This window comes from Leuconostoc sp. BM2 (assembly GCF_002095565.1).
GTDB lineage: Bacteria > Bacillota > Bacilli > Lactobacillales > Lactobacillaceae > Leuconostoc > Leuconostoc falkenbergense.
The window spans coordinates 30,442-43,552 of sequence record NZ_MOWQ01000004.1 but is presented as its reverse complement, the minus strand read 5'-3'; the positions used below and the strand labels follow the sequence as shown (position 1 = coordinate 43,552).

13 protein-coding genes and 1 pseudogene are annotated in these 13,111 nt (G+C 40.4%); 10 read left to right on the top strand and 4 right to left on the bottom strand.

Annotation, left to right across the window (positions count from 1 at the left end):
• Positions 1–7: 7 nt before the first annotated feature.
• From BMG01_RS02500 to BMG01_RS02485, 4 genes and pseudogenes are all read right to left on the bottom strand, one after another.
• Complete coding sequence (locus BMG01_RS02500) at positions 8–868, bottom strand: C39 family peptidase (RefSeq protein ID WP_369802583.1); 861 nt, start codon at positions 866–868, stop codon at positions 8–10.
• Positions 860–1,588, bottom strand: a pseudogene (locus tag BMG01_RS11625) (glycerophosphodiester phosphodiesterase); the annotation flags it as partial. The pseudogene BMG01_RS11625 and the gene BMG01_RS02500, both read right to left, overlap by 9 nt.
• A 215-nt stretch (positions 1,589–1,803) precedes the next feature.
• Positions 1,804–2,409 carry a nitroreductase family protein gene (locus BMG01_RS02490; RefSeq protein WP_036067865.1) on the bottom strand — a complete coding sequence of 202 codons (606 nt, stop codon included), beginning with the start codon at positions 2,407–2,409 and terminating at the stop codon, positions 1,804–1,806.
• A gap of 134 nt (positions 2,410–2,543) precedes the next feature.
• Entirely contained in the window at positions 2,544–3,074 is a 531-nt protein-coding gene (locus BMG01_RS02485) for a GNAT family N-acetyltransferase (RefSeq protein ID WP_004913200.1), read from the bottom strand.
• A 121-nt stretch (positions 3,075–3,195) separates the two neighbouring features.
• On the opposite strand from BMG01_RS02485, the gene BMG01_RS02480 reads away from it, so the two are divergent.
• The 10 genes from BMG01_RS02480 to atpD all read left to right on the top strand — a co-directional run bounded on the left by BMG01_RS02480 (position 3,196) and on the right by atpD (position 13,098).
• A complete protein-coding gene (locus tag BMG01_RS02480; RefSeq protein ID WP_084013411.1) occupies positions 3,196–4,113 on the top strand; it encodes an IS30-like element IS1070 family transposase in 918 nt (305 codons plus the stop codon).
• Positions 4,114–4,165: 52 nt separating this feature from the next.
• Positions 4,166–4,858, top strand: a complete 693-nt coding sequence (locus BMG01_RS02475) for a PTS glucose transporter subunit IIA (protein WP_051586154.1) — start codon at positions 4,166–4,168, stop codon at positions 4,856–4,858.
• A 453-nt stretch (positions 4,859–5,311) separates the two neighbouring features.
• Positions 5,312–6,586: a uracil-xanthine permease family protein gene (locus BMG01_RS02470; RefSeq protein WP_004911737.1), complete on the top strand. Its 1,275-nt coding sequence runs from the start codon at positions 5,312–5,314 to the stop codon at positions 6,584–6,586.
• Between the two features lie 305 nt (positions 6,587–6,891).
• Positions 6,892–7,617, top strand: coding sequence for a F0F1 ATP synthase subunit A (gene atpB, locus BMG01_RS02465; RefSeq protein WP_004911735.1), 726 nt, complete (start codon positions 6,892–6,894; stop codon positions 7,615–7,617).
• Positions 7,618–7,785: 168 nt separating this feature from the next.
• On the top strand, positions 7,786–8,013 hold the full coding sequence (atpE, locus tag BMG01_RS02460; protein WP_004902064.1) for a F0F1 ATP synthase subunit C: 228 nt from the start codon (positions 7,786–7,788) through the stop codon (positions 8,011–8,013).
• Between the two features lie 26 nt (positions 8,014–8,039).
• Positions 8,040–8,543, top strand: a complete 504-nt coding sequence (atpF, locus tag BMG01_RS02455; RefSeq protein ID WP_004911733.1) for a F0F1 ATP synthase subunit B — start codon at positions 8,040–8,042, stop codon at positions 8,541–8,543.
• Positions 8,544–8,554: 11 nt separating this feature from the next.
• Complete coding sequence (gene atpH, locus BMG01_RS02450) at positions 8,555–9,097, top strand: ATP synthase F1 subunit delta (RefSeq protein ID WP_004911731.1); 543 nt, start codon at positions 8,555–8,557, stop codon at positions 9,095–9,097.
• A gap of 12 nt (positions 9,098–9,109) precedes the next feature.
• On the top strand, positions 9,110–10,627 hold the full coding sequence (atpA, locus tag BMG01_RS02445) for a F0F1 ATP synthase subunit alpha (protein ID WP_004911729.1): 1,518 nt from the start codon (positions 9,110–9,112) through the stop codon (positions 10,625–10,627).
• Positions 10,628–10,641: 14 nt separating this feature from the next.
• Complete coding sequence (locus BMG01_RS02440; RefSeq protein ID WP_004911728.1) at positions 10,642–11,550, top strand: F0F1 ATP synthase subunit gamma; 909 nt, start codon at positions 10,642–10,644, stop codon at positions 11,548–11,550.
• 147 nt (positions 11,551–11,697) lie between these two features.
• Positions 11,698–13,098 (top strand): F0F1 ATP synthase subunit beta, encoded by a 1,401-nt coding sequence (atpD, locus tag BMG01_RS02435; protein ID WP_004911725.1) that lies wholly within the window; start codon positions 11,698–11,700, stop codon positions 13,096–13,098.
• The last annotated feature ends 13 nt before the right edge of the window (positions 13,099–13,111 follow it).

Here is a 13,111-nt window from a genome sequence, read left to right as displayed (position 1 = left end):
TATTTCTTTACCTAATCGCAAATACTGGTCTTCCTGCATCCCAATCAACCGAATCCGTTCCCACTTTATTCCACATATAATTAAGAGAGTTCCATCCTTGAAAAAACATTTTATTGTAAGGATCAAACACTTCAGTTTTTCCATTGTTATACCCGTACACCGTAACAGCAGGATCTATCCCAACATTTTCAATCATTATGAGTGGTATACCCTGACTTAATAATAATTGAGCTCGAGACTGCGAACTAATTTGTTCGACTGAGCGACCGTAAGATTTTGCGGTCACGACTATGTCCTTTCCGGAAGCACCTATTGCCCAAGGACTAAATCCATCCATTCGTTTTGCTACGTCAGCTGGGGACAAATTCATTCCATAAGAACCGTGTAAAATCATAGCTAAACTGGTCGGTACACAACCAGTTGGACCGATTGTTGACGAGTTAAATTTATTTTTAGACCATCTAGAATCCAATTGTGAAAAATACGTCGGTTTTGGTCTTGGAAAATCATTAATTGTCGCATATGAATGGTTTCCAATAGCTGGTGCAGTTGCACCCTTTAAAACCAGTAAAATCTGAACAGATTCCATTCTCTTTGAAGCACCTATGCTACCAATTATTCCACCATTTTTTGTCCAGTCCAACCAGCCTTTATTCTCAACATGTGCACGATAATATACGTCATAATATTTGGATAATTCACCCCTTAACGATACTTTTAAAGCTTCCAAGCGCTTACCCTGTCCAACAGTACCAGTAATAACATTATTTCCAACCTCGGATTGCCAGCCAACATCTTGCACATGCCCTTGATAAACTATGCTTCCTCCCAATCCATTGTTAATAGTATTTATTCTAAGAGCTTCCATCCTTAAGCCTTTACCAGTTGTTCCCGAAATTTCACCATTATTTACAGAAGATTGCCAACCAATATTTTGAACATGGGATTGGTATGAGATAGAGCTAGCTGAAATGAATGGTCGTAACTGATCCTCTGAAAAAGCTGTTCCTTTTGCAACTAGCTTGATTTGAATTGCTTCTAAACATGATGCAAAACCAGCAGAACCAACAGGAGCATCATTCTTTCCCCACGAAAGCCAGCCGAAATTTTCTACATGGACTCTGTAATATACATCATAATGCTTACTTAATTCCCCAGTAAGATTTATTTTGATGGCTTCTAGACGTAGTGATCTACCAGTTGTTCCTGCTGACTCGCCATTAGACAAATAACTTTACCAACCAATATTTTGAACATGGGTTGAGTAGGTCACACCACCAGGATAGGTTTTATTCAAATTAGCAACTTGTATTTTTATTGCTTCTAGTCTTAATCTCTGCCCTGTCGTTCCAGAAACAGCACCGTTTTCAACATTTTTTTGCCATCCTTCATTTTGAACATGTGTAGAATAACTAATCACAGGTTTTTCTACTGTTTCATTATTCACTTGACTCACACTGGAGTCACTAGTAACTTGAGAACTAATGGCGCCATTATCTTTTGAATCGTGTGTGTTTAAACTACTCTTGACAGATGTATCATTAGTTCCATCATTAGCGTAGCAATGGATAGACTCACCGAAAAACATTAAACACATGATAAAGCACAGAACAACTTTTTTCATTATTTTTCTCTCACTCTCTATATCAATTGTAAGTATAACTAACAATTAATTAATTACCGAACAAGTATCATTATATATTAATTGCATTTTTTTTGCATAAAATTATATAAGAGTCTAGTATATTATCCAAAAAAAAAGTGTGGTTTAATTCACACTTTTTCATGATTGGATATTATTTTTTATTTACTATAATGTTTAAAACGCTCATTATCTTCAACAAAATCTTTATTAGCAGCTGGTGCTTCAATAGATCCAAATACTAATTGCGCACGTAAACGCCATGTACTAGGGACATCAAAAGCTTTGGCCACTTCATCGTCAATCAATGGATTATAATGTTGCAAGGAAGCGCCCAATCCTGCTTCTGTTAATGCTAACCAAGTAGCGTATTCCGCAATACCATGACCTTGTTCAGACCAATCCTGAAAATTTTCTGCGTAAAGTGGTATATTTTCTTCAAATGACTTCACAATCGAAGTGTCTGTGAAAAACAATACGGTACCAAATCCAGCCTTAAAGCTCGCATTAATTTTTGCTAAAGTTGCTTGATAAGCGCTTTCATCGGGTACTTCTTCTTTTAAACGTTTTGCGACAATGTCCCAAAGCTTTTCATGGGCATCGCCAGTCAAAACAATACTGTGCACCGTTTGATTATTGAATGCAGTTGGCGCTTGACGAACTGCTGACTTGACGAGGTCAAATAAATCTTCTGATGTTTGCTGAACATTTCGACCCAGTCCGTAAATTGTCCGCCGCTGTTGTTGTAATTCTGTAAATGATGTCATCTGTTGACCCCTTATCAAATTAATATAGTTTTATTATAACCGCTTATTTTAAGTAAGTAAATAGCAAATATGAATTTTTAACATTTTAAAAGTGCCACACGTTTTGAGACCTGTGGCACTTTTATGGTTAATCATCATGACAAGATCAATTGATAAGCCCTTCGTTCACCATTAATTTCTTGCCCCTCATTAATATAGACAACGCCTCGTTTTTCAAAACCATTGCCTGTAATAACGGACTGCATCGGATGATTTCCTGGATGAGTATCAATTCTCACATCGAATTGTTTCTTGTCATAGCATAATGTTAAAATAGCTGTCATAAAGCGTTGCGCCAACTTTTGACCACGAAAACCATCCGAGATAGCAAAACGGTGAATACTGATATAATCGTCAGCTTCAGAAAGCCACTGGCCATCTGTAATTGCTTCATATACTGGGTCTGTTCCTGCAAGTAATGCTGTGTACCCAGCTACTTCACTGCCCACAACCAATACATAGCCACGATTTAATGCGATATCTGTTGCAACGGTTTCTTCATTTGGATAGCCAGATTGCCATTGTGATAGGCCTTGCGATTTGAGAAATTGACGGGCGCCATCAATAAGAGTTGCAATTGCTTTTAAATCTGACTTGATGGCTGGCCGCATGAAAACTGTTGTCATAGTCATTATCCTTTTAGTTATAATTATGGTAGATTGTAAAATTAAACCGAACACTTGAATAAAAAAGCCGCAGCGCCTTTAATGGTAATTGTCTAAAACAACCATAAAGGAACTGCGACTCATGACTAGTTTATCATCTCAAGAACGCACTGTCATTCAAACTTTACTCGAATTGAATTATTCTGTTCGTGCCATTGCGCGCTTTATTAAACGCTCTCCTTCAACCGTTTCGATTGAAATTCATCAAGTTACACCCTATAAAGCTGAGATTGCTCATGCATTGGCATTGAAAAAACGTCATCTACGTGGTCGTCATGACACGCTAACACCAGCTATCGCTGTCTTTTTGAATCACCACATTGGTATATTGAAGTGGTCACCAGAAACCGCTGCGCATGTTTTAGGGTTACCTTTCAAAACGATTTATAATTGGCTCAATGCTGGCCGACTCAAACTGTCATTAGCTGATTTACCTGAAAAAGGTATCCGTCAAAAGCGTCAATCTGATGGTAGACGACAAGTATTTGTGCATGGTCGTTCGATTGAAACGAGACCTGAAAGTGTGAAAGCACGACAAACCTTTGGACATTTTGAAGTTGACACTATGCAATCGGGTAAAAGACGTGGCGATGTGCTGGTGACAATTACTGAAAGACTAAGCCGGCAACATATCGTGAGACAGGTCACTGGGCGCAATAGTCAGGCAGTGACACCAGTCTTAATTCGTTTTTTTCAAGGGATCAAAAATGCCAAGTCAATCACTGTTGATCGTGGGCGAGAATTTGCAAAATATAACGAAATCGAGCAAAAACTAGGCATTCCAGTCTATTTTGCGCACCCATATTCACCAGAAGAACGTGGGAGTAATGAGATATTAAATCGATACGTCCGTCGTTTTATACCGAAAGAACGCAAAATTGAAACAGTTAGCGCCAAAGAATTAGATCAAATTAATCATTGGATCAATGCGAGACCAATGAAAACACTCAACTGGCAATCACCACGAAAGGTTTTTCAGCAGTTTGCAGTGTTCGGTTAATTCTTGCAATCTACCTTATTTATATAATTGTACGACGCGTTTACGTTACAAAATGACTGATACGACATTGGCCGATGTTAACGCGCTAAAACATGCTCCGGGTGTTATGGGTGTTAATGTTTTAGACCAACATCAAATTCATATTGTGATTGGGCCAGATGTGCAATTTGTGGCAGATAATATTCAAAACATTTATGACGGCAACTTGTCACCGATGCTGGCGACACCATTAAAATCAAGAGAAATGACAACCGCGAGGGCGACAACACCAGCTAACCATACGACAGTTGAATCACTTTTTGCGGTAGCTGATGGGCAACTTTTACATTTGGAACATGTCAAAGATGATACGTTTGCCAGCAAAGTGATGGGAGATGGTTTTGCAATTGAGCCTATTAATGGTAATGTTTTATCGCCGATTGATGGTGAAATTACAATGATTGCACCAACACAACATGCTATCGGTATTAAAACAGAGCGTGGTACAGATGTGTTGGTTCACATGGGCATTGACACAGTCGCTATGAATGGCGCGCCATTTGATCTTAAAATTGCCGTCGGTGATCATGTCAAACATGGGGATTTACTGGCAGATATGAACATTGAAGCAATTCATCAAGCTGACAAAATGGCAACGATTATGGTGATTTGCCTCGAATTACCAGAAACAGCCACCGTTAAAATTGATGACGAATTGGATTTTGATGGTCATGGTGGGAACTATGTCGGTCAAATAATGTACTAAAATAAGGATAAAAAACAGTTGAAAGCGCTTACAAAGAATGATATACTATAGTTAATCAAATAAGAGGAGGCCATGAATGTCGCAAAACAATTTGACAGAAATTGAAGCAGTTCAAGGTAACGCCTCGCAGACTAAGGTTGAGATGATTTAATTATTCGAATCAGAATAAACAAATGCTAATGATAAAGCGCAATCAACTGAAGTCACAAAAGTACACAGGTTATCCGAATGATATATATGTAGCAGACAAATTTTGTCTGACCACCCCAAAAATAGTGGGATGACGTTGTGTACTGGCAAGGAGCGAGGTGTTGCGTGACAGTGGATGTTTCAGCAACACTATGCGTTTGCCGCGCATATTTGACAAAATTATATAACAAAAAACCTGACATCATCGTGCATGAGGTCAGGTTTTTTGTATATAATAGATTCAATACGTTCAGGAGAGTAATTATGTCAGAAAATACCAATAGCAATGCTATCTATGATCTTCATGACAAACCACCATTTTTAGTTTGGCTTGGATTATCATTGCAGCATTTGTTTTCAATGTTTGGCGCAACAGTCTTAGTACCGTTGCTAGTTGGGTTAAATCCCGGCGTAGCCTTGTTTACTTCGGGAGTCGGCACACTCTTACATCTATTGATTACGCGTGGTAAAGTGCCGGCGTACATGGGCTCAAGTTTTGCCTTTATTATACCAATGGCTTCGCTTTTGAAAACAATTGGCTATCCTGCCGTTGCGCAAGGTATCATTTCTGTTGGTCTAGTTTATTTAATTGTTGCACTTGTTGTGACATTTACAGGAACTGGTTGGATCGAATACATTTTTCCAGCGGAAGTTGTTGGTCCGATTATTATGGTTATCGGTCTGAGTTTAGCTGGTTCAGCTGCTAGCTCTGCGACAATGCTTAACAATAAATATGATTGGCGCGTCTTTGTTGTCGCTTTGGTTACACTCCTTGCGACAATTGCATTTAATATGTTCTTAAAGGGATTCTTGGGTTTGCTGCCTGTGTTGCTGGGAATTATATTTGGTTATATTGTCGCGTTAATGGTTGGTCTAGTTGACCTAAGCCCAGTTGCTTCAGCGCACTGGTTCCAATTACCTAACTTTGAAACCTTTATTGGTAAAAATGGCTTCGTCTTTTATCCGGCAGCGGTGCTGAGCATGGCGCCTTTGGCGTTAGTAACCCTATCAGAACATTTAGGTCATTTGATGGTATTGTCTAAAATTACTGGGCATGATTTTTTCGCTAATCCTGGCTTGAAACGTACGTTAACTGGTGACGGTACGGCTTCAGTAGTCGCTGGATTGGTTGGTGGACCTGCAGTAACGTCATACGGGGAAAACATTGGTGTTATGCAGTTAAGTCGTGTTTACTCAGTATGGGTTATTGGTGGTGCGGCATTTTTCGCCGTTGTTTTCAGTTTCATTGGTAAGTTATCTGCATTGATTTCAACTATTCCTGGTGCCGTTACTGGTGGTGTTGGTTTCATGCTTTACGGTGTCATTGCGGCGGCGGGACTGCAGGTCATTGTAGACAATAAGGTTGATTACAGTAAAAAGCGCAATTTAATGATTGCTGCACCGATTCTTGTGGTTGGTATTGGTAATTTCCATTTACAGTTAAGTTCGCAAGTGGACTTTTCAGGTGTCGCTATTGCTACCGTTTTGGGAATTGTGTTGAATCTAGTTTTGCCAAAAGTGGCTGCTAGTGAAAAGTAATTTGAATAAACTTTGCGAAAAGGTGTTGTGTTAGGCTAAAAATGCTGAAACACAACCCTTTTTTGATTGAAATTGTGATGAAATAATCTTGTTGCCAATCGAAATTAATCAGTCAAAATTTTAATTTATGGGCGTTGATAACTATGTTGACAACCTTACAAAGTCAAGATAATAAAAAGTTTGTGAAAAAGGTCGCGCTAAGTGGTTGAAATTCAAACTGAAAGGCGTATCATAGGTTTATATTATGACGAATAGCCGAAATACTTACGACCATTTCGCCAAATATTTGAGAAAGGAGAAGGCGCATGGATGACCCAATGGCAACGTTTGAGTTTCTTGGTTTGACCTTTGATTGGACCACCATTATTTCAACGTTGCTGGCTATGGCGATTGTTGTCATTGTCTCAGTTGTATTGACCCGCAATCTTAGTGTAAAACCTAACAAGCGGCAAAATGTGATTGAATATTTGTTAGATTTCACGAACGGTATCGTTGGTGGACAACTATCAAAAAAACAAGCACGTCAATTTGGTTTGTTCGCATTTACATTGTTTTTCTTTATAATTGTGTCAAACGAAATGGGCTTGCTGTTACAAATTAAGCTTGGTGATGGTGTGACTTATATTAAGTCACCAACGGCCAACCCAATTGTAACAATGACTTTGGCAATTATGTCGTTAATGGTAGCTCATGGTATGGGCGTGCAGGAACTTGGCTTTAAGGGCTATATCAAGAATATGTTCTTCACACCGTATTCATGGATGTTACCATTGAATATTATCGAACAATTAGCCAATTTCTTGACGTTGTCACTGCGTTTGTTTGGTAACATCTTCGCTGGCGAAATGTTGCTGACACTCGTAGCTAACAGTTTGGCATGGCCAGGACACTTTAATGGTCTTTGGTCAGTGTTGTCATTGCCAATCGAAATGGTTTGGCAAGGATTTTCACTCTTTATTGGTGCCATTCAAGCATACGTATTTGTTATTTTGACGGGTGTGTTTATTTCACAATTGTCAGGTAATGAATAGTGTTGTTGGAGCAAATGGGATTTGTGCCACAATCACACTAGACCTAGTTGTTTAATGGGGTTATGACACGAGTTGGTTTGCCAAAAGAACGCGAGAGCGTATCATCTATATAGTATAAAGTGTGTGGTATGGGGACCCCTACTACACGGTACAATAAGGAGAAATCTAATGGATTTGCACAATCTTGGTGTAATCGCAGCAGGTCTTGCAGCTGCTGGAGCTGCCGTTGGTGGTGGTATTGGTAACGGTGTTTTGATCTCACAGTTCTTGGCAGGTATGAGTCGCCAACCTGAACTTGAAAGTCGTTTGTTGTCACGTATGTTCTTGGGTGTCGCGTTGGTCGAAGTTATGCCAATTTTGTCAATCGTCTTCGCCTTCATGTTGATGGGCAAGTAATCACATAATAGTAGCGGAGGAAAATCATGTTGGGATTAACAACATTAGCAGCACTTCCATTGGGAAATATGCTGTTTATTATCATTGCCTTCCTCTTGTTGATGCTCATTTTGAAGAAGGTGGCCTACGGACCATTGACAAAAATTCTTGACGAACGTGCAGATAAAATTTCTTCTGATATTGACGGAGCTGAATCAGCTCGTCAAGAGGCAGAACAATTAGCATCACAACGTCAATCTGAGCTAGCCGAGACGCGTCAAAACGCCACAAAAGTGGTAGCAGATGCCAAGGCAAGTGCTCAAAAGCAAAGTGATTCATTGATTGCTGCTGCAACTGATCGCGCAGCTTCAATTAACCAACAAGCTCAGACGGATGCACAAAAGCTCAAGGAAGACGCAATTTCTGGTGCAAAAGATGATGTAGCAGCCCTTTCAGTGGCTATTGCGTCAAAGTTGATGCAAAAGGAATTGTCGTTGAATGATCAACAAGCATTAATTGATGCTTACATTTCAGATTTAGAAACTAAATAAGGAGTATTGGGATGGCAAAAAATATTAAAGAAATTGCTGACCAATACGCCAAAGCAATTTTTGAGCTAGCAAGTGAACAAAATCAGCTTGATGATGTCTTGCGTGACTTAGAAACGATTCAAAAGTTAATCACTGAGAATCCAAGTTTTGTAACTGTTGTGACTGCTTCGGATTTAACGACGACAGATCGTGAACAATTGTTACAGACACTCACAAAAGGCGCAGCGGAGTCAATTCAAAATTTGGTTAAGCTGTTGGCACGTAATGATCGCATAGACATTTTGTCTTTGGTCATTGATCAATTTGTCAATCATTATAATGAGGCCAAAGGTATCGTTGATGTCAAAGCAACGACAGCTGTTGCTTTAGATGACCAACGTTTAGATAAATTAGCGACCGTATTTGCAACCAAGACGGGTGCAAAACAAGTTAATATTGAAAACGTAGTTGATAGCAGCATCCTTGGTGGTGTTATCTTGCAATCACAATCAATTTTGATTGATGGTAGCTTACAAACAAAAATTGCCAAAATGAAGGCACAATTATTAGGTTAGTGAGGAAGAATAATGGCTATTCAAGCTGAAGAAATATCTGCTTTAATTAAGCAACAGCTCGAAAAGTTCGACACAACGCTAACTGTAGAAGAAGTGGGAACTGTCACTTATGTTGGTGATGGTGTGGCCCGTGTAACTGGCTTGGCTAACGCCTTGGCTGGTGAACTTGTCGAATTTGCTAATGGCACTTACGGCATGGCCCAAAACCTCGAATCAAACGAAGTCGGTATCATCATTCTTGGTGGTTTTGACGACATTCGTGAAGGTGACACAGTAAAGCGTACTGGCCGTATCATGGAAGTGCCAGTTGGCGAACAATTAATCGGACGCGTTGTAAATGCTTTGGGTCAACCAATTGATGGATTGGGTGATATCAAAACTGATAAGACACGCCCTGTTGAAGTAAAAGCACCCGGTGTTATGCAACGTAAATCAGTTTTTGAACCGTTGCAAACTGGAATTAAAGCAATCGATGCCCTTGTTCCTATTGGACGAGGACAACGTGAATTGATTATTGGTGACCGTAAGACTGGTAAAACGTCTTTGGCTATCGATACAATTTTGAACCAAAAAGATCAAAACATGATTGTTATCTATGTGGCTATTGGTCAAAAGGATTCAACTGTGCGTACACAAGTTGAAACTTTGCGCCAAATGGGTGCTATGGATTACACAATCGTTGTTAACGCTGGTCCTTCTGAACCAGCTCCTATGTTGTATTTGGCGCCTTATGTCGGTGCAGCAATGGGTGAAGAATTTATGTACAATGGCAAGCACGTGTTGATCGTGTACGACGATTTGTCAAAGCAGGCTACGGCTTACCGTGAACTGTCATTGATTCTTCGTCGTCCGCCCGGACGTGAAGCTTATCCCGGTGATGTTTTCTACTTGCATTCACGTTTGCTAGAACGTGCTGCCAAGTTAAGTGATGAATTAGGTGGTGGTTCAATGACTGCTTTGCCATTCATCGAAACACAAGCCGGCGATGTTTCAGCATATATTCCAACCAACGTTATTTCAATTACCGATGGTCAAGTGTTCTTGGATGCTGATCAATTCTATGCTGGTGTTCGTCCTGCTATTGATGCTGGAACTTCTGTTTCTCGTGTTGGTGGTGATGCACAAATCAAAGCTATGAAGAAGGTTGCTGGTACGTTGCGTTTGGATTTGGCTTCTTTCCGTGAATTGGAAAGTTTCGCCCAATTCGGATCTGACTTGGATTCAGCGACACAAGCAAAGTTGGCTCGTGGTCGCCGCACAGTTGAAGTGCTGAAGCAACCATTACACAAGCCAATGCCAGTACAACATCAGGTTGTTGTCTTGTATGCTTTGACACATGGTTACTTGGATGATGTTGCTGTCGAAGATATTCAACGTTTCCAAGATGAATTAATTGCTTATGTTGACGCCAATGCGTCTGGTTTGTTTAAGACAATTGTTGAAACCAAGAACTTACCTGAAGAGGCTGATTTGAATGCAGCAATTGAGGCCTTTAAGGCTGGCTTTGCTGGATCTGAATCAGCAGAATAAAAGGAGGCGCTGCAATGGCTTCTTTGCAAGATATTCAGCGTCGTATTTCATCAACTAAGAAAACGCGCCAAATTACGAGTGCCATGCAAATGGTTTCAACGGCCAAGTTGAGTCAAATTCAAAAGTATAGTGCTGGATATGGTGCTTATGCTGCTCGTTTAGAGACGGTGGTTGAACATCTTGTCTCTGCACATCTTTTCGATAATGCGGATGCTGAACATATTCCGTTGATTGCACAACGTCCAATCCAAAAAACAGGTATCTTGGTGGTAACATCAGACCGTGGTTTGGTTGGTTCATATAACGCCAACGTTATTAAGCAAACCAATGCATTATTAGAGAAATTGAATTTGGATACCACTAACACAGCTATTCTTGCTGTGGGTGGTAATGGTGCCGATTTCTACAAAAAACGTGGGTTTGAAGTGATTTTAGAACATCGCGGTGTGTCGGATGTGCCATCATTCAACGAAATTCGTTCTGTTGTCAAAACAGTAACGAGTTTGTATGAAACTGGCGTATTTGATGCCTTGCATGTTGTGTATAACCACTTCGTTAACCGATTGACTAGTGAGTACCGTGATGTCCAGTTATTGCCACTAACGACAGATACGTTGGAAGCAATGGGTGGAACAGAAGCGCAAAAAGCGGAACTAGACGTTCAATCTACGTATGAAATCGAACCAGACACAACGGCAGTGTTGAATGTTGTCTTACCACAATTTGCACAAAGCTTAGTGTATGAAGCGGTGCTTGACGCAAAAACGGCTGAACATGCGGCTTCATCAACTGCGATGAAGGGCGCTACTGATAACGCTAAGGACCTAATTGGTCGTTTAGAGTTACAGTTTAACCGAGCACGTCAAGCAGCGATTACGACTGAAATTACAGAAATTACTGGTGGTATGGCTGCGTTAGAGTAAGCCGACTGTCACATTAAATAAAACACAACTACTGTTTGTGTAGCATGCATCAATAATTGCCCGATATCAAAACTATTTGTGATGACACATTTGGACAGATGATAAAGGTAATTCAGTTATTGATGTTTATCATGAAAGGAAACGACAATGAGTACTGGAAAAGTCGTACAAGTGATTGGTCCGGTCGTTGATGTTGCGTTTGAAGCTGGTCAACAAGTGCCAGATATTAACAATGCGCTTGTCATTGACAAAGGCGAAGGCCAAACATTAACAGTTGAAGTATCTTTGGCATTAGGTGACGGGATTGTCCGTAGTATTGCCATGGATTCAACAGATGGACTTCAACGCGGTATGTCAGTCACTGATACTGGTAAGCCAATCCAAGTCCCAGTTGGTGAAGCAACATTAGGACGCGTGTTCAACGTTTTGGGAGAACCTGTCGACAACAATGGCGAAATTGCCAATGATGTCCCACGTAGTTCAATTCACCGTGAAGCGCCTAAATATGACGAATTAACAAACTCAACCGAAATTTTGGAAACGGGTATTAAGGTTATTGATTTATTGGCACCTTATGTTCGTGGTGGAAAAATTGGTTTGTTTGGTGGTGCCGGTGTTGGAAAAACAGTTCTAATCCAAGAATTGATTCACAATATTGCACAAGGGCACAATGGTATTTCAGTTTTCACAGGTGTCGGAGAACGTACCCGTGAAGGTAATGATATGTACCACGAAATGGAAGAATCAGGCGTTTTGAAACAAACAGCCATGGTTTATGGTCAAATGAACGAACCACCAGGTGCACGTATGCGTGTTGCTTTGACTGGTTTGACAATGGCTGAAAACTTCCGTGACAATGAAGGTAAGGATGTGTTGTTGTTTATTGATAACATTTTCCGTTTCACTCAAGCTGGTTCTGAAGTGTCAGCCTTGTTGGGCCGTATTCCATCAGCCGTTGGTTACCAGCCAACGTTGGCGACAGAAATGGGACAATTGCAGGAGCGAATTACTTCAACTAAGAAGGGTTCAGTTACCTCAATTCAAGCCGTTTATGTGCCTGCCGATGATTATACTGATCCGGCACCTGCCACAACATTTGCGCACTTGGATGCAACAACCAACTTGGAGCGTTCATTGACACAGCAAGGTATTTATCCTGCGGTTGATCCTCTAGCATCAACTTCATCAGCTTTGGATCCACAAATCGTTGGTCAAGAGCACTATGAAGTTGCAACTGAAGTGCAACGTACTTTGCAACGTTATCGCGAATTGCAAGATATTATCTCAATTTTGGGTATGGATGAATTGTCAGATGAAGAGAAAACGACTGTTAACCGTGCACGTCGTATTCAATTCTTCTTGTCACAACCATTCTCAGTTGCTGAGACGTTTACTGGTATCAATGGTGAATATGTACCAGTTGCTGAAACTGTACGTTCATTCAAGGAAATTTTGGATGGTAAATATGATGATTTGCCAGAAGATGCGTTCCGTAACGTTGGTGCTATTGAACAAGTTGTTGAAAAAGCCAAGACAATGGCCCAATAAGGGGGTATTGACA